Annotated in this window: 21 protein-coding genes; 17 read left to right on the forward strand and 4 right to left on the reverse strand. The window is 34.5% G+C overall.

The features are described 5' to 3' along the window. Positions 1–4: 4 nt before the first annotated feature. Positions 5–838 (forward strand): DUF4249 domain-containing protein, encoded by an 834-nt coding sequence (locus tag H611_RS0109210; protein WP_027138089.1) that lies wholly within the window; start codon positions 5–7, stop codon positions 836–838. Positions 839–843: 5 nt separating this feature from the next. On the opposite strand, the gene H611_RS0109215 is transcribed toward H611_RS0109210, so the two are convergent. The 3 genes from H611_RS0109215 to H611_RS0109225 all read right to left on the reverse strand — a co-directional run bounded on the left by H611_RS0109215 (position 844) and on the right by H611_RS0109225 (position 2,935). Further along, positions 844–1,239: a hypothetical protein gene (locus H611_RS0109215; RefSeq protein ID WP_027138090.1), complete on the reverse strand. Its 396-nt coding sequence runs from the start codon at positions 1,237–1,239 to the stop codon at positions 844–846. Positions 1,240–1,247: 8 nt separating this feature from the next. Next, positions 1,248–2,402, reverse strand: a complete 1,155-nt coding sequence (locus tag H611_RS0109220) for a DNA polymerase III subunit (RefSeq protein WP_027138091.1) — start codon at positions 2,400–2,402, stop codon at positions 1,248–1,250. Positions 2,403–2,545: 143 nt separating this feature from the next. Continuing rightward, positions 2,546–2,935, reverse strand: a complete 390-nt coding sequence (locus tag H611_RS0109225; protein WP_027138092.1) for a DUF6438 domain-containing protein — start codon at positions 2,933–2,935, stop codon at positions 2,546–2,548. Positions 2,936–3,256: 321 nt separating this feature from the next. On the opposite strand from H611_RS0109225, the gene H611_RS0109230 reads away from it, so the two are divergent. The 7 genes from H611_RS0109230 (at position 3,257) to H611_RS0109260 (ending at position 12,195) form a co-directional block, all read left to right on the forward strand. Further along, positions 3,257–3,769 carry an RNA polymerase sigma factor gene (locus tag H611_RS0109230; protein ID WP_027138093.1) on the forward strand — a complete coding sequence of 171 codons (513 nt, stop codon included), beginning with the start codon at positions 3,257–3,259 and terminating at the stop codon, positions 3,767–3,769. A gap of 52 nt (positions 3,770–3,821) precedes the next feature. Further along, on the forward strand, positions 3,822–4,742 hold the full coding sequence (locus H611_RS0109235) for a FecR family protein (RefSeq protein ID WP_027138094.1): 921 nt from the start codon (positions 3,822–3,824) through the stop codon (positions 4,740–4,742). Positions 4,743–4,823: 81 nt separating this feature from the next. Further along, the gene (locus H611_RS0109240) at positions 4,824–7,175 is read left to right on the forward strand and encodes a TonB-dependent receptor domain-containing protein (protein ID WP_027138095.1); all 2,352 of its coding nucleotides are present in this window, start codon (positions 4,824–4,826) and stop codon (positions 7,173–7,175) included. A 194-nt stretch (positions 7,176–7,369) separates the two neighbouring features. Beyond that, on the forward strand, positions 7,370–8,215 hold the full coding sequence (locus tag H611_RS0109245) for a T9SS type A sorting domain-containing protein (protein ID WP_027138096.1): 846 nt from the start codon (positions 7,370–7,372) through the stop codon (positions 8,213–8,215). Positions 8,216–8,362: 147 nt separating this feature from the next. After that, complete coding sequence (locus H611_RS0109250) at positions 8,363–9,550, forward strand: phosphoglycerate kinase (protein WP_027138097.1); 1,188 nt, start codon at positions 8,363–8,365, stop codon at positions 9,548–9,550. Between the two features lie 78 nt (positions 9,551–9,628). Next, positions 9,629–11,182: a lytic transglycosylase domain-containing protein gene (locus H611_RS0109255; protein WP_027138098.1), complete on the forward strand. Its 1,554-nt coding sequence runs from the start codon at positions 9,629–9,631 to the stop codon at positions 11,180–11,182. Positions 11,183–11,217: 35 nt separating this feature from the next. Beyond that, positions 11,218–12,195 carry a DUF4837 family protein gene (locus tag H611_RS0109260; RefSeq protein ID WP_027138099.1) on the forward strand — a complete coding sequence of 326 codons (978 nt, stop codon included), beginning with the start codon at positions 11,218–11,220 and terminating at the stop codon, positions 12,193–12,195. A gap of 66 nt (positions 12,196–12,261) precedes the next feature. On the opposite strand, the gene H611_RS0109265 is transcribed toward H611_RS0109260, so the two are convergent. Beyond that, complete coding sequence (locus H611_RS0109265; protein ID WP_027138100.1) at positions 12,262–12,447, reverse strand: twin-arginine translocase TatA/TatE family subunit; 186 nt, start codon at positions 12,445–12,447, stop codon at positions 12,262–12,264. Positions 12,448–12,564: 117 nt separating this feature from the next. On the opposite strand from H611_RS0109265, the gene H611_RS0109270 reads away from it, so the two are divergent. From H611_RS0109270 to H611_RS0109310, 9 genes are all read left to right on the forward strand, one after another. After that, positions 12,565–13,434, forward strand: coding sequence for a M23 family metallopeptidase (locus H611_RS0109270; RefSeq protein ID WP_027138101.1), 870 nt, complete (start codon positions 12,565–12,567; stop codon positions 13,432–13,434). 3 nt (positions 13,435–13,437) lie between these two features. After that, entirely contained in the window at positions 13,438–14,922 is a 1,485-nt protein-coding gene (locus H611_RS0109275; RefSeq protein WP_027138102.1) for a GH3 auxin-responsive promoter family protein, read from the forward strand. Between the two features lie 46 nt (positions 14,923–14,968). Beyond that, positions 14,969–16,657, forward strand: coding sequence for a DUF6909 family protein (locus tag H611_RS0109280; protein WP_027138103.1), 1,689 nt, complete (start codon positions 14,969–14,971; stop codon positions 16,655–16,657). Between the two features lie 13 nt (positions 16,658–16,670). Then, positions 16,671–17,741 (forward strand): hypothetical protein, encoded by a 1,071-nt coding sequence (locus H611_RS0109285; RefSeq protein WP_027138104.1) that lies wholly within the window; start codon positions 16,671–16,673, stop codon positions 17,739–17,741. Between the two features lie 266 nt (positions 17,742–18,007). Next, entirely contained in the window at positions 18,008–18,898 is an 891-nt protein-coding gene (gene cysQ, locus H611_RS0109290) for a 3'(2'),5'-bisphosphate nucleotidase CysQ (protein ID WP_316928849.1), read from the forward strand. After that, entirely contained in the window at positions 18,891–19,310 is a 420-nt protein-coding gene (locus H611_RS0109295) for a DUF2061 domain-containing protein (RefSeq protein ID WP_027138106.1), read from the forward strand. Before cysQ ends, H611_RS0109295 begins: the two co-directional genes overlap by 8 nt. Then, entirely contained in the window at positions 19,303–19,893 is a 591-nt protein-coding gene (cysC, locus tag H611_RS0109300) for an adenylyl-sulfate kinase (protein ID WP_027138107.1), read from the forward strand. The genes H611_RS0109295 and cysC overlap by 8 nt, the downstream gene beginning before the upstream one ends. A 128-nt stretch (positions 19,894–20,021) precedes the next feature. Next, entirely contained in the window at positions 20,022–21,068 is a 1,047-nt protein-coding gene (rfbB, locus tag H611_RS0109305; RefSeq protein ID WP_027138108.1) for a dTDP-glucose 4,6-dehydratase, read from the forward strand. A 57-nt stretch (positions 21,069–21,125) separates the two neighbouring features. After that, positions 21,126–21,482 carry a four helix bundle protein gene (locus H611_RS0109310; protein WP_027138109.1) on the forward strand — a complete coding sequence of 119 codons (357 nt, stop codon included), beginning with the start codon at positions 21,126–21,128 and terminating at the stop codon, positions 21,480–21,482. The last annotated feature ends 145 nt before the right edge of the window (positions 21,483–21,627 follow it).

Below are 21,627 nucleotides of genomic sequence, written 5' to 3' on the forward strand. Positions count from 1 at the left end.
AGCTATGAAAAAGTATATATATATAGTTGTTAGTTTATTTATGGCATGTACAGATGTGGTTGATGTTGATGTGCCTACAGCAGAGCCTCGGTTAGTTATTGAAGCCTCTCTAGATTGGGAAAAGGGTACGATAGGACAAAATCAAACAATAAAATTAAGCACTACAAGATCATTTTACGATTTAGAATCACCAAATGCTGTTACAGGTGCAACCGTTACGGTAACTCGTGAAAGTGATGGCGAGATTTATAATTTTGCAGATAATAACAACGGTAATTACACGATAAATACATTCGACCCGGTATTTAATGAAGCTTATACTTTGGAAGTTATATATGAAGGTGAGAGCTATACGGCAACAGAAACCTTGTTGCCTACAACGCCAATTACAAAAGTCACACAGTCTCGAGATAATGGTTTTTTACCCGATGCATTAGAAGTGAATGTGTTTTTCAAAGATCCAGCAGATGAAACTAATTTTTACTTATTAAAATTTAAAGACAGAGATGATTATTTTCCCTATTTACTGGATGTTTCAGATGAATTTTTAAATGGTAATGAAGTGCAATTATTTTATGAGAAGAGTGGTGATGATGAGGACGATGAATTTCAACCTGGTGATATCGTAGACATTAATTTATATAATATATCCGAGCGTTATTATAACTATATTCGACTTTTAATAAGCCAAACAAGTTCGGATAATCCATTTGCTCCAGTTCCTGTTGAAATTCGGGGAAATATTATTAATAATACGAATTCTGATAATTATCCCTATGGATATTTTAGAATAACTGAAACCGATTTTAAAACACATGTTTTCGTAGCAGATAATTAATATCTTTATTGTAATAAGAACACGCTAAAAAGAGCTACAATAAAATAGATGGTTATATTTCTTGCTCCGTCATAATCTTTAGCTATGCGCTGACCAAGCAGAAATATTAGAAGAATTATACAAGCAAAAATACTTCCCAGTAAAGCATAGAGGCTTTTATCGTTGCGCATAATTTGGTATATACCAATACTACAAAAAAGTGTTGTAGCAGCTTCAAGAAGTACAATAAAGGGGAGAATTAATGGCATTTGTTTACTTAAAAAAGTTTTTGAAAAATAATCACTTAAAAAGGAAATGTTGCCTTTCCAATCGGTTATTTTATCTAAAAAACTCATAAAAAAAGTAACGATTAAAAAGAGTAATATAAGTAGTTCGGCACTATGATTTAATAAATGATTCATACTCCTTATTAATTCGGTTTTGTGTGTAGTAATCTGGTAAGTTTTATTGATAGATCTGTTAATATTATTTTCGAATTCCCATTACGCTCTATATGGTAAATAGCATCTTGAAGTTCGTCACTAATCTCTAAAATATTATTACCATGAACAAAAGGAGCAAATTTATCTAATTGAAATTTTTCTGTTTTGGGTTCGAAATAGACTAATTCATTAGCATTGTAGTTCATTAATAGCGCCTGTCTGAAGAAATCTAAGCAAAAATTTAGAAATTGTTTTTGGGTTTCTCTACCAGTTTTAGCAATATCCTCACTCCATGAAATTAAATCGTGAATAGCTGCTTTGTTGCCTTTTGCCTTAAACGCACTACGAATCCAGATAATAAACCATTTTTCAAACTGTAAGTCCTCCGAATCTGAATACACAAGGTCACAGGCCTTGTTATAATTACCGTTGGACTGATGTGCTATCTTAGCGGCTACTGTACCATTAAGGTCGTATTCCTTCATAAGCGCTGCTTTTATAACACCTTCGGCTAATGGTGGAAAATGTAAAATTTGACAACGCGACTTAATGGTATTTATAATTTGCTCTTCGTCTTCGGCAATTAGAATAAAGATAGTCTTATTAGGAGGTTCTTCAATAAGTTTCAGAAGTTTGTTGGCGGCCGCAATATTCATTTTTTCAGCCATCCAAATTAGCATCACCTTATAACCGCCTTCATAAGATTTTAAAGACAGGGCTTTTACAATATCCTGTGCTTCATCAACACCAATTTGCCCTTGTTTATTATCGACCCCTAAAATTTTATACCAGTCGAATAAATTTCCATAGGGTTGTTCCTTAAGAAGTTTACGCCATTCTTCAAGATAATGGCTTGATACAGGATGACTTTTTACTTTATCACTGGTAGTAACAGGGAACGCGAAATGTAAATCCGGATGGGATATATTATTGAATTTTAAGTTGCAAGAGTCATTACCCGTATTATTTTCTCCTTCAGAATTATGGCATAGAATGTACTGTGCGTAGGCAATTGCCATAGGTAAGGTACCTGAGCCCTCAGGTCCAACAAATAATTGTGCGTGCGGAATTCTTCCATTATCAACGCTTTGCGTTAAATGGTTTTTAATATGTTCCTGTCCTAAAATGTCTTGAAAAAGCATGCACAAATATAGTTTTTTAATATTTTAATTATGCCTGAGCTGAATGCGTTCTTTTGAAAAGAAAAGTCAAAAAAAACTCCGCCAATTCGTTTTGGCGGAGGCTACTATAATTGTAAGAACCCTCATTCTATTTATATAGTATTTTATTCTAGATTGTTTATTTTATTTACTATGTTTTCCAATATGTTATAGGTTTCACGTAGATTACCTTTTACTCTATTTGACTGAAACACCACTTTTTTTTCTTGGTATTTTAAAATGTTTAAAGGCTTATCATTACCTAAAACATAGTTTATTTCTTTGGCGTTCGCGTTGGTTAGATAGAAATCTAATTTTAAAATAACATCATTGGAGACTCTGGCTGTATGAACACCTAATTTTGGAACATTTTTTATGCCATTATAAACAACATCACCATTATGATAAATCCACAAATCGTAAACTGTTAACTTCTTAGAGCATTTTCCTTTAGAAAAGGTCAAAAAGGTCTTTACAGTTTCTTCTTTTGTCAATATTGGTAATGCTATATTCATTTAATGATACTACTGTTAATTTAAGTTGCCATTTGGGCCAAAGTATTTGGGGGCTGCTTTGGCACAAATTAGCTAACTTAACCGATTGATTTAAAACTTAAAACAAAAATCAATTTATTACAGCCTTGACAAATCAAGATTATAATCTTTCATAATACAGTAGGTTTAAAAGTTCAGGGTTATTCGGGGTCTGGGGCTTTATACTAAACTTTTAAGTGGGGCTCTAACAGCTTAGTTATATATAAAACAGTTAAAAAGTAAAATACCCTACTTTTTTATTTAATTTTTTTAAATTTGAGTCAATAGCCCTAAACTAAATACATGGACAACGAAAGTAAATCGGTCTGTAAACAAGTCAATTATGAGCATTTATTTAATGCGCATTCACGAACGCTTTTTAATTTTATTTATTATAAGTGTGGTGATGCCCAGCTAAGTGAAGACATTGTTCAGGAGTCCTACACCAAATTATGGGTTAACTGTTCAAAAGTAATTTTTGATAAGGCTAAATCTTATTTATTTACAATTGCGAGAAATCTGTTTTTAAACGATGCGGAACATAAAAAGATTGTATTAAAATATCAATCTATTCCCGAAAATAATAGCACTAATCAAACGCCCGAATTTCTATTGGAAGAGCAGGAATTCTGGGCAAAACTTAACCGTGTTATAGCGAGTTTACCTGAAAAACAACGGGAAGTATTCTTATTAAGTCGAATAGACAAAAAGAAATATTCAGAAATTGCAGAAATCACAGGAGTCACGGTAAAAGCTGTAGAAAAACGTATGAGTCTAGCATTGATTACATTAAGAGATAAATTAGGTAATATTTAAAGTAGGGTAAACCCGTTGTTAACTGTTTTAATAATATAGATCATTTAAATCAATGGAGAATTATATTAAAGAAAATAACTTTTTAGCCCGGTGGATTGCGGGAGAATTATCCGTTGAAGAGCTTGAAAGGTTTAAGAAATCTAAAGATTACCCCTTATTTAAAAGAATTAATGATACCTCACAAAATTTGATGGGGCCCGAATATAATGCTCAAAAGATTTTAGATCAATTAAACGCCCAAAATGCGTCTACAAAAAAGAAGAAACCAAAGGTTGTAAACCTTATACCTGTATGGGCTTACGCCGCTGCAATTGTTTTAGCTTTTGGTGTGTTTTATGTGTTGACTATGAAATCTAACTACGAGACCGGCTTTGGTGAGCAGTTGGCGGTTACTTTACCTGATTATTCTACGGTTAAATTAAATGCGAAAACAAAACTTTATTATAAAGCTTTAAATTGGAAATCTAATAAAGAATTGTTTTTGCAGGGAGAAGCTTTTTTCGATGTTGAAAAAGGGGAGTCTTTTAAAGTGTATACAAATGAAGGCATTGTAGAGGTTTTAGGTACCGAATTTAATGTGATTTCCAGAACAGGATATTTTGAAGTACAGTGTACTGAAGGGAAAGTTAGAGTAACCAGTAATCTGTTAAAGGATGAAATAATTTTATTACCGGGTAAGGGGGTTCGGGTTCTAAATAATAATTTCGAGACTTGGGAGTTCTCAGAAAACGAATCGAACTGGACTTCAGGCGAAAGCGTTTTTGTAAACACACCTATTTTTAATGTTTTAAATGCTTTAGAAAATCAGTATGATATTCAGTTCGATACATCTAATATCGACTCTTACAAACGATTCACAGGAGCTTTTACCAATAAAGATTTAAAACTTGCTCTAAAAACTGTAATTGCTCCCATGGGTTTAACGTATCAAATTGATAAGGATACTAAACGCATCGTATTGTCTCCGAGATAAATGGTTGAAGTCATATTTAATCTTGTATTAATAAATAAAATTTTACTTTTAAAAGGTGAATAAACGAATTAAAGATTTTAAATGAACCTGAGAATAGCGATTCTGTTTTTCTTTTGCACATGGTATTCTATTGCTCAAGAAGGTTTAACTGTTAGTTATTCATCAAAGAATATAAGTGAAGTTTTTACAGAATTAGAAGCTCATTTTGATATTAAATTTTCATTTAACTCTGAATTAGTCAATAATAGATTGGTTAGTTTAGAATTAAACGATGCGACATTAGAAGACATACTTTCTGAACTGGAAAAACAAGTATCGATTCGTTTTAAAAAGGAATCTGAGAGGTATTATACGGTTAAAAGTAAACGAGTTAGGTTAACTGATACGCAGGAGTTAGATGAAGTATTAATTGAAGAATATTTAGGAACCGGAATTCGGAAAACGAACGAAAACACCTCGGTAATAGTATCGCCTAAAAGCTTGGGAATAGTTGCCGGATTAACCGAGCCGGACGTTTTACAAAGTATACAATTAATTCCCGGAGTTCAAAGTCCTTCTGAAACAGCTTCAGGATTGCATATCCGTGGAGGTACACCAGATCAGAATCTTATTCTGTGGGACGGTATAAAAATGTATTATTCGGGACATTTTTTTGGAACCATATCGGCGTTTAATCCCTATATAACGGATCAGATAACCCTTTATAGAAATGGTACAAAATCGGAATATGGCAATAGAATTTCTGGGGTTATCGATATCACTTCTGATAGTGATTTAGCGAATCAAATTCATGGAGGAGCAGGTTTTAATATGACTCATGCCGATGCATTTATAAAAGCCCCTATTTCTAAAAGTGTTGGAATATTAGTTTCTGCACGTCGTTCTATTACCGATTTTATTGACACTCGTACATTTAGAAACTTATCCGAACGCGTATTTCAGGAAACTAAAATTTCAGAAGGAAATAAAGTATTTGAAGATGATGAAGTTACTGCGACAAAGGATTTATTTTATTTCACTGATTTTACTGTAAAGGCAATAGTTAAACCAAACGACAACAATGAAATTAGTATTAGTAGTCTTTTTACAAAAAATAAGTTGGATTACGGATTTTTAATTGAAGCGTATGAAGAAGCATCAACCGATAAGCTAGATATTGAAAATAAAGGTTTGAGTATGAACTGGAATCATGATTTCAACCAAAATTTATCGCATAAAATAAATGTATATAATTCTAGATACGATTTTGATTATTCAGGCACGAATAGTATATCCGATGAATTTAGTGATGCACTACTGAAGAAAAATAATATTGATGATTTTGGAGCATCCTATCACTTAGATTGGGTTTTTAATAAAAGTAGTTCAATAGGTTTTGGTTATCAATACTCATGGAATGAGGTGGAATATGATTTAAATTTTAGCGATAGCGAAAGCCCAGAAGATAATTATCATGAATCTAATTTAGAAGCTAATAATATGCATGCCCTTTATGCCGATTATAGTTTCAGGTTGGAGCAAAAGTTTTTAGGAAATTTAGGAATGCGAACTAATTATTTTAGCTTGTTAGATAAGACGTATTTTGAGCCTCGACTAAATATGGAATATTATCTTAATTCCGGTTTAAGATTAAAAGTCTCTGGCGAAATTTTGCACCAGACCATAAGTGAAGTTGTCGAGTTTAATACTCAGCAGTTCGGGCTTGAAAATCGGATTTGGATTTTATCGAATGGTGAAGATGTTCCTATTTTAAAAAGTTCACAGGCTACTGCAGGCTTTATTTATAATAAGAATGGCTGGAATATTGATATTGAAGGCTATTATAGAAATATTGAAGGGTTAACCTCTTTTACTTTAGGATTTGATAATTTAAACGAACTGTTTTCGGTGGGTAAAAGCAATATTTTAGGGGTAGATTTATTGGTGAAAAAGAAAATAAACAATTACAAAACCTGGCTGAGTTATACATTTATGAATAATGATTTTACGTTCCCAGATTTAAATGACGGCGGGTCCTTTTCTGGTAACACAGATATTACCCATAGTTTGAACTGGACTCATACTTTCGAATGGAATAAGTTTAATTTTTCCTTGGGTTGGAATATTCGGTCTGGGATACCATATACAAAGGCTACCGATGTGAGTGAGACAACAAACGGACCGGTAATTAATTATGAAAAGACAAATGGCAGCAGGTTGCCAGGTTATGATAGATTGGATGTATCGGCCACATATAAGTTTAATTGGTCACGAAATGAACGCTGGAAAGGAAAGTTAGGCGTTTCATTTTTAAATATCTACGACAAAAAAAATGTGTTAAGCCGAACTTACGAAGCCAAGCAAAGCTTAGAGGAAAATGCATATGTTCTAAGAGAGGTAAATAAGCAAGCTTTAGGATTTACTCCAAATTTAGTTTTTAGGGTTGAATTTTAATATACTATAAAAAGAAAAATATGGAGTGGATCAAAAATATAAAGACCTTTGTTTTATGTGAAATCTGGTCTTAGTGTATCATTATTAGTGCATTAAGACTAATTAAAAGGCTGCTTATCGAAAAAACTATGCGTGGATTACTTATTTGAATTAGATTTAAACTCCCTCATTCCTCTATCAAATAAGTAGTAACCATGAAAAGAACTTACTTTACATATGTTGTATTGTTTGTGTTTGGATGTATTTTACACGCTCAAACAGCAAAACAAAGCTTCGATGGTTCCGATGATAATTGGTCTTTCACTTCTAATATTCCTTTTTATTCAAATAATAATGGTACCGATATTTGGCGTAAACAAAATAAGGGTAATGGACGTATTTCCGGACCTTTCAAAGGTGCTTCGTTTTTAGCAGGACGCGATTTAGATAATGAATATTCAGAAGGCTACACAGGATTAAGTTCACCAGAGCATATATTAACTTTCGAAACAGTAAACTTAAATAACCTCACCGCCGAATTGTCTTTTAGAGTGCAATATGTGGGCGTAGATAAAGGCGATTATATTTATTATCAATTGCGTTATGATAATGAGGCAGACTGGGATTATGCAGATTACACCTTTCCTGTATTTCAAACCAATCAAAATGGAAATTTTAATTCCCGAGGGTGGCAAGAGGTATATTATAAAATACCTTCAGGATATAAATTTGCCAGAATGCGATTGGTTATTTACCAAAATGGCAATGAATATTTAGGTTTTGATGATTTTGAACTAAAAACGGCCACCTTATCTTCTAAATATACATCTATCGAAGGTTTTTCCTTTGGGCCTAATCCAACAACGAATAAGCTTAATTTATCTGCTAGTACGCCAATAAACAAAATTACGGTTTATGATGTATTAGGTAAGCAGGTGTTTACTAAATATAATCATGCTAATACTTGGTCTATTTCGGTTGAAAGTCTTCATTCCGGCATGTATTTAGCTAAGATTGAAGCTGGATCTTCAATTGAAACAATTAAGTTTTTTAAGAAATAAACACGATTTCTTAAATTTTAGATAATTCTTACTTAATTCAATCGTTTTCGTTAAAAAAGACGTTTTAAAGCTGTTTTTTATTGGTTACATTTGTGAGACAAATTAATGAACTGATAATAAGAAACATATTTTAAAAAATAAATACAGATGAAAACTTTGAACGATTTTAATTTTAAAAATAAGAAGGCCTTAATACGCGTAGATTTTAATGTGCCTTTAAATGAAAAATTTGAAGTTACAGATGCTACTCGAATCGTGTCGGCAAAACCAACCATTATTAAGATTTTAGAAGATGGCGGTAGCTGCGTTTTAATGTCGCATTTAGGCCGTCCAAAAGGGGTTCAAGATGAGTTTTCATTACGTCATATTGCAGCTAAGGTTAAAGAGATTCTTGGTGTAGAGGTTAAATTCGTAGATGCTTGTGTAGGTTCAAAAGCAGAAGAAGCAGCAGCTAATTTAGAACCCGGTCAAGTGTTGTTATTAGAGAATTTACGTTTTCATAAAGAAGAAACAGCTGGAGATAAGGATTTTGCTGAGCAATTATCGAAATTAGGTGATGTTTATGTAAATGATGCCTTTGGTACAGCGCATAGAGCACATGCTTCAACTACAATTGTGGCACAATTTTTCCCAGAGAGTAAATGTTTTGGTTATTTATTAGCTAAAGAAATTGAAAGTATTGAGAAGGTATTAAAATCTGGAGAAAAGCCTGTTTTAGCGATTTTAGGAGGTGCAAAGGTGTCTTCAAAAATCACCATTATAGAGAATATTTTAGATAAAGTAGATCATCTAATTATTGGTGGAGGTATGGCTTTTACCTTTATCAAGGCACAAGGCGGCAAAATAGGAAATTCTATTTGTGAAGATGATAAACAAGCCTTAGCATTAGATATTTTAAAGCAAGCGAAAGAAAAAAATGTACAGGTGCATATTCCTGTTGATGTTATTGCTGCTGATGCCTTTAGTAACGATGCCAATACACAAGTTGTAGACATTAACGAAATTCCTGATGGGTGGGAAGGTGTTGATGCTGGTCCTGCTTCTAGAAAACAATTTCATGACGTAGTAATGGATTCTAAAACCATTCTTTGGAACGGACCTTTAGGAGTTTTCGAAATGGAAAGTTTTGCACAAGGAACTATCGAGTTAGGGAATTCCATAGCTGAAGCTACTAAAAGTGGTGCCTTTTCATTAGTTGGTGGAGGCGATTCTGTAGCGGCCGTTAAGCAATTCGGTTTCGATGATAAAGTAAGTTATGTAAGTACAGGTGGAGGTGCCATGTTAGAAAGCTTAGAGGGTAAAACCCTTCCAGGTATAGCAGCCATCTTAGAATAAAACGAATTAAGTTTTTAAATTCGCTTAAAAAATACGATTTTAGCCATATCATCGTTCAATATCTAATGAATTGATTTTATGGCTTTTCGGTTTTTTATAATCACCCTTTTTTTATGGTCTGCAATAGGTAATACGCAGGCAAACGATTCAATTTCCCTTCAAAAAGAAATTTTAAAGGATTCTTTAGTAGATGGAAACATCGAAATTGTTAAATCTATTGAAGTTGAAATTGATTCTACAGGGCTTCATAAAGTTGTCGATAATCCATTTGCAGCCGAATTGGATAAAAAATGGTTAGAGGAATTATACAGTAATTCACTTTACGATACCATTTATAAATCGGTTACAGAATTAACTTTTGAAGAAGTTGAATACCCAGAATTACCCACCGATACTCTTAAGGCGCGTTTGGCCGAATTAAACGCCAGAACGCCATTTAACGTAGAATACAATCCGAGTTTAGAAAGTGTCATTAAATCCTATCTTAAAAATAGACGTGAAAGCTTGCAAAAGCTTATCGATTTAAGCGCGTTCTATTTTCCAATGTTTGAAAGGGAATTAGATAATGTCGATTTACCACTGGAAATAAAGTATTTGGCCATTGTTGAGTCGGCTCTAAAACCGCGGGCTAAGTCACGTGTTGGAGCTACTGGTTTGTGGCAATTTATGTTTGCAACCGGTAAAATGTATGGTTTAGATGTTAGTAGCTATGTTGATGAACGAAGTGATCCCATAAAATCAACGGAAGCAGCAGCAAAATATTTATCTAAACTTTATGAAATATTTGGTGATTGGGATCTGGCTTTAGCCGCATATAATTCAGGACCTGGTAATGTAACAAAAGCGATTAGACGTTCAGGGGGTTATCAGAATTATTGGAATATACGCCATAATTTACCACGAGAAACGGCTGGTTATTTGCCCGCGTTTTTGGCTAACATGTACATATTCGAATATGCCGAGGAACACGGTTTTGTCAAAGCAAAACCAGAAGTTGCTTATTTTGAAACGGACACTATTCATGTGAAGCATATGATTACCTTAGATCAGGTAAGTGAGGTTACAGGTGTACCTATAGAAGAACTCCAGTTTTTAAACCCATCCTATAAATTAGATATTATTCCGTATATTAAAGATGAAAACTACAGTCTGCGTTTACCACGAAACGTTATTGGAGATTTCGTCACCAATGAAAAGGAGATTTATGCGTTTGTAAAAGAGGAATTTAATAAGCGTGAAAAGCCGTTACCTCAATTTTTTGAGGCAGATTCCAGAATTAGATATCGTGTAAAATCTGGTGATTATTTAGGTAAAATTGCCAGGCAGTATGGCGTTCGTGTTAGTCAATTAAAACAATGGAATGGCTTGCGTTCCAATAATCTAAGCATCGGTCAACGATTAACGGTGTATCCCAGAAAACCTTATGTTGGAGGCGCTTCTGCTGTAGCAAATAGCACAAAAACAAATGCTATAAAAGGAGAGGTTTTAAATTATACAGTGAAGCCAGGAGATACACTTTGGGGGATTTCTCAAAAATTTCCTGGAGTTTCTATTCAAAATATTAAAGATTGGAACGGTATTAGTGGTACTAATTTAAAACCGGGAATGAAACTTAAGATTTCGAAAAGTTAATTTCCAAAATTACCAAAACATAAAATTTATTCAGAATGAAATATTTACTTCTTTCAGCCTTGTCTTTGTTGATGTTGGTGTCGTGTAACGGCAAAAAAAAGTCTACTGAAAAATACCTGCCAGACGCATCGGGAGCTATGAACAATGTATCTGTAGTTACCGAAAATGATTTGTGGGACGGGCAAATAGGAAATGCAATTAGGGCCGTTTTAGCACAACCTATTTACGGTTTACCACAAGATGAGCCTATGTTTACTTTAAATCAAATTCCTCCAAGTGTCTTCTCTGGTTTTGTAACTAAAAATCGTACGGTATTAAAGGTGTATTTAGGAAAGGAAAATGGCATTAAGTTTTTAGAGGATGTTTATGCAAAGCCTCAAAAAGTGGTTGTAATTTCAGGGGAAACAAGAAATGATGTTGTAGAGATACTCAATCAGAATGAGTCTAAAATTTTAAAAGTCTTTAGGAATTCTGAAATTAGGGAAAGACAACGTCAGATGTCAAAATCACCGCATAGTTTCACTTCGATAAAAGAAAAATTAGGCCTTACTATAAAATTTGCTTCCGTTTATAGAATAGCGAAAGAGTCTGATAATTTCTTTTGGATACGTAAAGACATCACTACTGGAACCAATAATCTTATGATTTATGATTTGCCATATGATGCCATAAAACGAAATGATAGTATAGTAAATCAGATTATTAAAATACGAGACTCTATAGGTGAAACTTATATTGAGGGCGCTATAGAAGGTTCTTTTATGGTTACTGAAAATGCCTACACACCTTATAATGGTGAAACCATTTTAGATAATAAACCGGCTTTTGAGACCAAAGGTATTTGGGATTTGAAAAACGGCTTTATGGGAGGCCCTTTTATAAATTATGCCATTGAAGATAAAATGAACAACCGTTGGGTAATAATAGAAGGCTTTGCCTTTGCTCCATCGGTAGAAAAACGTGATTATATGCTGGAACTCGAAGCTATAATTAGATCGGTAAAAATAGAGTAAGAAAAAAGTCATAATAAAAAGCCCTGTTTAGTATTCCAAACAGGGCTTTTTATTAGCTAAAAAATATTATTTTTTCTTGTCTTCTGGTTTTTCGTCTTCCTTACTGGCATCTTTAAATTCTTTGATACCGCTACCTAATCCTTTCATAAGCTCAGGTATCTTTTTACCGCCGAAAAGCAATAAAACGGCTAATCCTATAATTACCCATTGCCATGGACCAACCATGCCTAAAAATATACTTGATGAAATCATAATTACTAATTTTATGTTACAAAGTTAATAATTAAAGTTTAATAAAATTGTTTTAAGCATAACTTTAGGATAAAGCAAAGTGCTGCTGACATAATTTTAATTAATTTTGTGTTCAGAATGGAAGAAACGAAAAAGAAAGAAAAAAAAATTAAGCGAAAATTACTGGATAAATATCGCCTAATTGTTTTAAACGAAAATACTTTTGAAGAACGCTTATCTCTTAAATTAACGCGTCTTAATGTTTTTGTTTTGGCTTCATTATCGGCAATCTTTTTAATGTTTTTAACCTACCTTGTTATAGCTTATACGCCTTTAAGAGAATATATTCCAGGATATTCTTCAACAGCATTGAAAAAAAGGGCTACCGAACTTAGTTATAAAACAGATTCATTACAACAGGTTATTAATTTGAATGAACGGTTTTATGCATCTATAAAACAAGTGTTGAAGGGTGATGTTGCTAAAACAACTATTAATAAAGATTCCATTATTGAAGCGGTTAAGTTAGAGGCTAGTGAAGTGGATTTGCGACCTAGTGCTGAAGATTCCTTATTACGTGAGAAAGTAGATAAAGAAGATAAATATAACTTGTTTGAATCGGCAACTTCCGAGACTAATTTGGTGTTATTTCCTCCGGCAAATGGTAACATTAGTGAAGGTTATAATGTAAAAAATAAGCATTATGCGGTAGATATTGTATTGGATAAGAATACCCCTATAAAGGCAGTTGCCGATGGTACTGTTATTTTTGCCGAATGGACCACCGCCACCGGTTATGTTATTATTATAGAGCATAGTCATGGGCTTATTTCGGTATATAAACATAACTTGTCTTTAACAAAATCTCAAGGTGAATTGGTAGAGGCAGGCGAGGTTATAGCAACGGCAGGAAGTACCGGTGAATTATCTACAGGCACACACTTGCATTTTGAATTATGGAATGATGGATACCCCATAAACCCGACAAATTTTATAGATTTTAACTAGAATATGGCATCATTAAAATCGGCTCTGGCCAAAGTATTTGCATTTTGGATTTATAAAAAGACCAATAAATGGGCTAATAACCCCATAGAAACCCAAGAGCGTGTTTTTCAGGAATTAATTTCTGATGCAGCTGGGACAGCGTTTGGAAAAGATCATGATTTTATCAGTGTTAATTCTTATGAAGATTTTGTAAAACGTGTTCCAGTTCGTGATTACGAAGCTTTAAAGCCGTATGTAGAAAGAGTCGTAGCTGGCGAAGAAAATGTCCTTTGGAAAGGTAAGCCTATATATTTTGCTAAGACTTCAGGAACCACTTCGGGTGCGAAGTACATTCCAATAACCAAAGAAAGTATGCCTTCACATGTGGAAGCCGCACGTAATGCTATTTTACTTTATATTCATGAAACTGGGAAAAGTGAGTTTGTAGATGGCAAAATGATTTTTCTTCAGGGAAGTCCCATTTTAAAAGAGCAAAATGGCATTCAGTTAGGAAGACTTTCGGGTATTGTGGCGCATTATGTGCCTAATTATCTTCAAAAAAACAGATTACCATCATGGGAAACTAATTGTATTGACGATTGGGAAACTAAAGTTGACGCTATTGTAGAGGAAACCCTTTCAGAAAATATGACTGTAATTTCAGGGATTCCATCCTGGGTTCAAATGTATTTTGAAAAGCTTCAACAACGAACCGGCAAGCAAGTTGGAGCTATTTTTAAGAATTTCAACCTGTTTATTTTTGGTGGTGTAAACTACGAGCCTTATCGAGCAAAGTTCGAAAATTTAATAGGGAGAAAGGTCGATAGTATTGAGCTGTATCCAGCAAGCGAAGGTTTTTTTGCGTTTCAGGATAAACAGCATGATAAAGGGATGTTGCTTCAGTTGAATTCCGGTATTTTTTACGAATTTATTAAGGCAGATGAATTCTTTGACGAACACCCCAAACGTATTACCATAAAAGATGTGGAGTTAGGTGAGAATTACGTTATGATTATTTCCACAAATGCGGGGCTTTGGTCTTATAATATTGGTGATACGGTTCAATTTACATCATTGAAACCTTATAAAGTGATTGTTTCGGGGCGTATAAAACACTTTATCTCGGCCTTTGGAGAACATGTTATAGGAAAAGAAGTTGAGCAAGCCATGCAAGAAGCTGTAGAAGGCACAGAGATACGTGTTTCTGAGTTTACTGTGGCTCCACAAATTAATCCTGAAGCTGGTTTGCCGTATCATGAATGGTTTGTAGAGTTTGAGAATGAGCCTGATAATCTAGATGCTTTGGCTGAGAAAATTGAGGCATCCCTTCAAAAACAGAATAGTTATTATTTAGACTTGATAGAGGGTAAGGTGTTAAGGCCTTTGGTAATTACTAGAGTAAAAAAAGGAGGCTTTCAGGCGTATATGAAATCTATTGGAAAATTAGGCGGTCAAAATAAATTACCCAGACTCTCTAACGATAGAAAAATTGTTGAGGAATTTTCTTAATCTTTATAGGTATAATAATAGTATATTTGCGCCGTTAATATCAGGTATGGGTAATAAAACAGAGCATCAGCAAACACGGGCACAGGAAAGTTCGAACGCTATAGAGCGGATGTATATTACTATGCGCCATTTATTTAATCGTGGGTTTTATAAACCTATGGGCGTGTCTGGTGAAACTTTAAGAGAAGCTTTATTACTGTTAAGACCAGAAATTTATGGTTCTATTGGTGAAGAAAAGGCTGAATTAGAAGGTTTGCTTTACGTTATAGACAGATTACCCATTGGTATTGAAGCGTGTCGCTTTATAAATTTAACAAGTGATGAGGGGTATGGCGATTCTCATTTTAAAGCGATTATTCCGGAGAAACGTCGTCGTAATTGTTACCGTATTGATACGGAACAAATGAATATCGAAATTACCCGCGGGCGCTCGGATATCTATGATATTTTAACGCATCTTACCTTTTTATTTGTAGAATCGCATAAAATAAGTAATCGGGTATTAATTGATGATGAGGGAACTACCACCAGAGACTGGTCTAAGCTTGAAGAGGTTGTATTATCCAAAAAGAAACTGTCTCAGAATGAACGAGAAATAGCCATTACGCATGTGGCCTATATTTTAGGCAGAACTTTTAAGGAAATTGTGGCTGTATACCATCAGTTTGCTACGGCCTCTCAACCAGAGCGTTTTCTGCATATAGTCTATTGGCTGGGTAAATTAGCCTTAGATGAACAGGTTAATGATAACAAAAGAACCATTACGTTTAGTCCAGTGTTACGAGAGCGTATCGGGCATCATATTCACGGTGAAATTTGGGCCGAAAACATCAAAGCCATTTTGTTTAAAAATAAGCTTTTAGAGCGTCCTCTGCACATTATTAGCGCTAATATGCATAGTGTGATGAATACGTTGTTTGCTTCCAGAGCTTTAAAGCATGAAAGCTCCCATAAAGATGTCTTTCAACTCTATGAAATGCTGAGCCAAAATAATAGCGAATCTCTTAGAAATAAAGTTGTTAAGCTGGCCGAACAGCAAGGGATGATATATATTAAAGACACCTCAGGAACCAATATTGGTGTGCAACTATTTGATACGGATAAAATAGCTGTTTCAAAATTGGGTGTGTCGTTTAAAGAGGGGCAAGAGACATCTGAAAAACCGGTACTTCTGGTGATGGATTATGCTTTTGGGGAGCAGGCTTATGAAACCATGGATGAGTTATTAAAGCCATATCATGTTGAAAATAAAAACATTCATTTAAATGTCAAGTCTATTTCCATTATGGGAAAGGCAGGGATTTTACAAGGCGGAAAGGGCGATATTATGATTCCTTCAGCACATATATTTGAAGGTACAGCAGATAATTATCCCTTTACTAATGAATTAAAAAAAGAAGATTTAGATAAGCTAGATATCGATGTTTATGAAGGACCTATGATCACCGTATTGGGTACCTCTCTTCAAAATAAGGATATTTTGAAGTTTTTCCATACCTCTACCTGGGGTGTTATAGGTCTGGAGATGGAAGGGGCACATTATCAGAAAGCTATTCAGGCGGCATCGAAGGTACGGGGTAATATCGGTGCTGATGTAAAAGTAAGATATGCGTATTATGCCAGTGATAATCCCTTAGAAACCGGCGCTACCTTAGCATCAGGAGGATTGGGTACTACGGGCGTGAGACCCACCTACGTGATTACACAAAACATATTAGAACAAATTTTAAACTAACAATTATATAATTATGAGTCAAGAGTTGCCGCAGCCACAGCCATCGGAAGAAGTCGATTTAGGGCAGTTGTTTAAGTTGATAGGAAATGCCTTCGATAGGTTTTTCAAGTTCATAGGAACTATATTTACCGGTCTATTTAAGGTTGTATTAACGGGATTAATACATTTTTATAAGCGTTTTTTCTGGTATGCCGGAGCGGTTGTTATCGGTTTGGTAGTCGGTTTTTTTATGGACAAAAGCTCCGATAAGTTATATGGTGCCAATTTATTTATAGAAACTAATTTTCAATCAGCAAGGCAGGTTTATGAGGACGTTAAGCAATTTCATCAACTCGCATATGTTGATAAAGATTCCATTGAGTTAGCAAGAAAACTGAATATAACACCTTCTGAAGCGGCTTCATTAAAAGGGTTTTATATACAACCTGATATTGATGAAAATGTTAAGGCTGAAATGTATTCAAAATTTTACCTGCATTTAGATTCTTTATCAAGAACAGAAATGACCTATGATCGTTTTAGTGAATCTTTAACCCCTTATAATTTTAAAGTACATCAAATAGGCGTTGCTTCCACAGATAAGGCCATTTATAAGAAGATTGAAAAGGCTTTTGTTAACGAAATCATGGACAATGAGTATTTAAATGAAGTGGTTACCGTAAATCAATTGACTTTAGATGAAGAAGAGCGGGCCTTAAAGGATCAGATTAAGATTACGGATTCTTTGGTTAATGAATATTTAAAAATTCGTGTCAATGAATCTATGAAAGAACCAGTGCCGGGTTCGGGAACTAATTTATATATGGGTAATGCCGAATCTGCAAGTTTAATTGTGGACGAATCTAAAGTCATTCAAAAGCGATTGGAATACGAAAGAGCTATAAGACAGGTTAAGAAGGACAAGGTAGAAGAGAAACAGGTTGTAAATGTATTGGCTGACTTTCCTGTTACTGGTTATGATATCACGGAAATAACAGATAAGTATAAATTTAAATTGCCGATGTTATTATTTGCTTTAGTCTTAATTGCTTTTACGTTTATAGGGCTTGGAAATTATTTAAAAGCGCAGAGTGAAGCGCAATAAGTTATAAGGGTTCCTTTGTTGCTTTTTGCTTTTTTTGTTCATTTCTGCTGATTTTGGCACTTTTTGGCGTTTTTGTATGGTTCTGTTTTTTTAACGTAACCATACATTATCCATACCTTTACTACGGCGTATCTATAGGGGTACTATAGGGTAGATCTGTAAAAGTGAGGTTAAAAAGGTTATGTAGTTAAGAGGTTAGAAGGTTCCTTCTGTTAGTGGAATGGTTAGAAGTTTCTTTTAATGTTATAAAATAAAAATAATTACATTTGATAAGCTTATCCTTTTGGGTAAGCTTATTTGTTTGGAATATTAATGACGTGAATATTAATGCACATATAGAGTTAAGGCCATTACTTTTGGTAGCCATTGAAGCTGCTTTACAAGCCAGTGAGGCTATTCTAGCTATTTATGACAAGACGTTTGAAGTCTCTTATAAGGATGATGATTCCCCCCTGACTGAAGCTGACTTAGCTTCAAATGCGATTATATGTAATAGGCTTCGAACTACCGATATTCCCATTATTAGTGAGGAAAATAAGGGTATACCTTATAGTATTCGAAAAGACTGGAAAAGTTGCTGGATTGTGGATCCTATTGATGGTACCAAAGAATTTATAAAAAGGAATGGCGATTTCACGGTCAATATCGCCTTAGTGGAGCAAGGGGTTACTAAATTAGGTGTTATTTATATTCCAGTAACTAAAGAGCTTTATTATAACAACGTCGAAAAAAACAAGGCATTTAAAACCGTTCTTGATACTGACGATTTGCTATCGAAGGATTTAGGATCCATACTTTTTAAAGAAGCGGATGCTATAAAGCCTTCTTCTTTTAATCAAATTTCAAGGTTAAAAGTTGTGGGAAGTCGTTCTCATATGAATGCACAGACTTCGAATTTCATTAAGGGTCTTGAAAAACACTATGATGCTATAGAAATAGTGAGCCGGGGCAGCTCTCTAAAGTTTTGTCTGGTTGCTGAGGGCAAAGCGCATATGTATCCGAGATTTGCACCCACTATGGAATGGGATACGGCTGCCGGACAGGCTATTTGTGAGGCCGTAGGTCTTTCGGTAATAGATCAGGAAACAGGAGAACCCTTGGTATATAATAGGGCCCAATTAAGAAATCCATTTTTTATGGTAAGTGTTCATGGCTAAACCCATTTATAAAAGACATGTATTAAAAACGATTACCTGGCGTATCATAGGTACCCTAGATACCTTAGTGATATCCTGGGTAGTTACGGGTAATCCTGTAACAGGTTTAAAAATTAGCGGGATTGAATTGGTAACCAAAATGCTGCTTTATTTTTTACATGAACGCCTATGGTTTCAAATAAAACTTACACATAGCAAAAAAAGACATTTAATTAAAACCTTTACGTATCGTATTCTTGGGACTCTGGATACCATGTTAATCGCATCGATTGTTTCTGGTAATCCAAAAGCGGGCCTTAGTATTGGGGCTATCGAGTTGGTTAGTAAACTATTTTTGTATTATTTTCACGAACGTATCTGGTATCGATTTAATTTTGGTTTAAGCCATAGGAAACGTAATTTAGATGAATAATATATCAAAGTATCCGTATCAAATCACTCCACAAGAAAGAGAAAAGCTTAATGGACATAAAGGCTTATTAGTGTTTTTTACCGGATTATCTGGAGCAGGGAAGTCTACTTTGGCCAATGCCTTAGAGTATAAATTGCATCAGGATCATATTCATACTTATGTGTTAGATGGGGATAACGTAAGAAGCGGCATCAATAAGAATTTAGGGTTTTCACCTGAGGATCGCTCAGAAAATAATCGTCGTATTGGAGAAATTTCTAAGTTATTTGTTGAAGCCGGATTGGTGGTGCTTGCGGCCTTTGTTTCTCCCTATGAGAAGGACCGGGCATTTATAAAACATACGGTAGGAAAAGATAATTATATTGAAGTTTTTGTAAATACCAGTTTGAAGGTTTGCGAAGCGCGTGATGTTAAAGGGCTATATAAGAAGGCGCGGGCTGGTGTAATCACTAACATGACGGGTATTTCAGCACCTTATGAAGCTCCGAAACAGCCTGATCTTGAAGTTTCGGAAGTACATTCGGTAGAAGAAGCCATAGCATTGGTTTTTGCTCATGTTATTAATCGGTTAGCCATTCATTAAAATAGCGGTTCATTGGATTAAGCATAGGGCTAATTATTGTGAAGCTGGGTTTTTATGTTATTTTTACCAAAATATAAGCCGTCATTTTAATCTTTTGCATTTTTTAGAAAATGTCTCATATGTCATCAATGAAAATACTTATAACAGGTGGTGCGGGTTTTATTGGATCGCACGTGGTTCGGTTGTTTGTGGAGAAGTACCCTCATTATGATATATATAATTTGGATGCCTTAACCTATGCTGGCAATCTGGAAAATTTAAAAGATATTGAAGATCGATCTAATTATACGTTTATAAAAGCTGATATTACAAATGAGACCACCATGATGTCTTTATTTGAACAGTATCAATTTGATCGTGTAATTCATTTGGCTGCAGAATCGCATGTAGACCGTTCGATCAACGACCCTTTAGCCTTTGTGAAAACCAATGTTTTGGGTACAGTAAATTTATTGAATGCGGCTAAATCAGCCTGGAATGATGATTTTCAGAATAAGTTATTTTATCATGTAAGCACTGATGAGGTTTACGGGGCTTTAGGAGAAACAGGACTATTCCAAGAGACGACCGCTTATGATCCCAATTCGCCGTATTCCGCTTCAAAAGCTAGTTCCGATCATTTTGTTCGCGCCTATGGGGAAACCTATGGATTACCTTATGTGATTACAAATTGTTCGAATAATTATGGACAACATCAGTTTCCTGAGAAGTTGATTCCCTTATTTATCAATAATATTATCAATAATGAGCCGTTACCGGTTTATGGTGATGGGCATTATACGCGTGATTGGCTTTATGTGAAGGATCATGCTGCAGCCATCGATTTGGTTTTTCATAAAGGAAAACTAAAAGAAACCTACAATATTGGTGGTTTTAATGAGTGGAAGAATATCGATTTGGTGAAGTTATTATGTCAACAAATGGACCGTAAATTAGGGAGGCCTTCGGGAACTTCTGAAACATTAATAAGCTTTGTTAAAGATCGACCGGGACATGATTTACGTTATGCCATTGATGCTTCAAAAATTAATAAAGAATTGGGGTGGAGACCTTCGGTTACTTTTGAAGAAGGATTGAACATAACCATTGATTGGTATTTAGATAATGCGGATTGGTTAGATCATGTTACGAGTGGGGCATATCGTGATTATTATCTCAAGCAGTATAAGAGGTGATACGGTTATGAGGTTACATAGTTAAGAAGTTATATTGTGAAAAGGTTATATGATTAAATGAAAGCATTAAAGTCACATAAAGATTTGAAAGTTTGGCTGGAATCTATGGATTTAGTGGTTGCTGTTTATAGAGTAACTGACTCGTTTCCTTCTTCCGAAATTTATGGATTAACATCACAATTACGAAGAGCAGCTGTATCAGTTCCTTCAAATATAGCAGAAGGTGCTGGTCGAAAAGGAAGTAAAGAGTTTGTTCGATTTTTATATATTGCATTAGGGTCTCTTTCAGAAATTGAAACTCAGATAGAAATTGCTTTCCGATTGGAGTATATGAGTGATTTAAATACTATAAATGAACGGATATATTTTGTAAGAAGTATGTTGTCTGGGTTGATAAGGAGTTTGGGTGAATAGGCGATTTAATAGGTGAAAAGGTTATAAAGAGAAGAGGTAAGGAGGTTAAGAAGTGAAATGGGAAAAGAATGTATAATTATAAAAGGAGAAGGAGATTTTGTTAGTATAAATCTGCAGTATAACTTTATCACTATATAACTTCATG

This window comes from Gaetbulibacter saemankumensis DSM 17032 (assembly GCF_000425645.1).
GTDB lineage: Bacteria > Bacteroidota > Bacteroidia > Flavobacteriales > Flavobacteriaceae > Gaetbulibacter > Gaetbulibacter saemankumensis.

Bases quoted from the DNA above. Each gene is read 5' to 3' on its own strand.
- H611_RS0109285 (WP_027138104.1), top strand. From the start codon at position 16,671: ATGAGTCAAGAGTTGCCGCAGCCACAGCCATCGGAAGAAGTCGATTTA.
- H611_RS0109235 (WP_027138094.1), top strand. From the start codon at position 3,822: ATGGAGAATTATATTAAAGAAAATAACTTTTTAGCCCGGTGGATTGCG.
- H611_RS0109260 (WP_027138099.1), top strand. From the start codon at position 11,218: ATGAAATATTTACTTCTTTCAGCCTTGTCTTTGTTGATGTTGGTGTCG.
- H611_RS0109275 (WP_027138102.1), top strand. From the start codon at position 13,438: ATGGCATCATTAAAATCGGCTCTGGCCAAAGTATTTGCATTTTGGATT.
- H611_RS0109310 (WP_027138109.1), top strand. From the start codon at position 21,126: ATGAAAGCATTAAAGTCACATAAAGATTTGAAAGTTTGGCTGGAATCT.
- H611_RS0109270 (WP_027138101.1), top strand. From the start codon at position 12,565: ATGGAAGAAACGAAAAAGAAAGAAAAAAAAATTAAGCGAAAATTACTG.
- cysC (WP_027138107.1), top strand. From the start codon at position 19,303: ATGAATAATATATCAAAGTATCCGTATCAAATCACTCCACAAGAAAGA.
- H611_RS0109295 (WP_027138106.1), top strand. From the start codon at position 18,891: ATGGCTAAACCCATTTATAAAAGACATGTATTAAAAACGATTACCTGG.
- H611_RS0109250 (WP_027138097.1), top strand. From the start codon at position 8,363: ATGAAAACTTTGAACGATTTTAATTTTAAAAATAAGAAGGCCTTAATA.
- H611_RS0109220 (WP_027138091.1), bottom strand. From the start codon at position 2,402: ATGCTTTTTCAAGACATTTTAGGACAGGAACATATTAAAAACCATTTA.
- H611_RS0109240 (WP_027138095.1), top strand. From the start codon at position 4,824: ATGAACCTGAGAATAGCGATTCTGTTTTTCTTTTGCACATGGTATTCT.
- H611_RS0109215 (WP_027138090.1), bottom strand. From the start codon at position 1,239: ATGAATCATTTATTAAATCATAGTGCCGAACTACTTATATTACTCTTT.
- H611_RS0109280 (WP_027138103.1), top strand. From the start codon at position 14,969: ATGGGTAATAAAACAGAGCATCAGCAAACACGGGCACAGGAAAGTTCG.
- H611_RS0109255 (WP_027138098.1), top strand. From the start codon at position 9,629: ATGGCTTTTCGGTTTTTTATAATCACCCTTTTTTTATGGTCTGCAATA.
- H611_RS0109265 (WP_027138100.1), bottom strand. From the start codon at position 12,447: ATGATTTCATCAAGTATATTTTTAGGCATGGTTGGTCCATGGCAATGG.
- rfbB (WP_027138108.1), top strand. From the start codon at position 20,022: ATGAAAATACTTATAACAGGTGGTGCGGGTTTTATTGGATCGCACGTG.
- H611_RS0109225 (WP_027138092.1), bottom strand. From the start codon at position 2,935: ATGAATATAGCATTACCAATATTGACAAAAGAAGAAACTGTAAAGACC.
- H611_RS0109210 (WP_027138089.1), top strand. From the start codon at position 5: ATGAAAAAGTATATATATATAGTTGTTAGTTTATTTATGGCATGTACA.
- H611_RS0109230 (WP_027138093.1), top strand. From the start codon at position 3,257: ATGGACAACGAAAGTAAATCGGTCTGTAAACAAGTCAATTATGAGCAT.
- H611_RS0109245 (WP_027138096.1), top strand. From the start codon at position 7,370: ATGAAAAGAACTTACTTTACATATGTTGTATTGTTTGTGTTTGGATGT.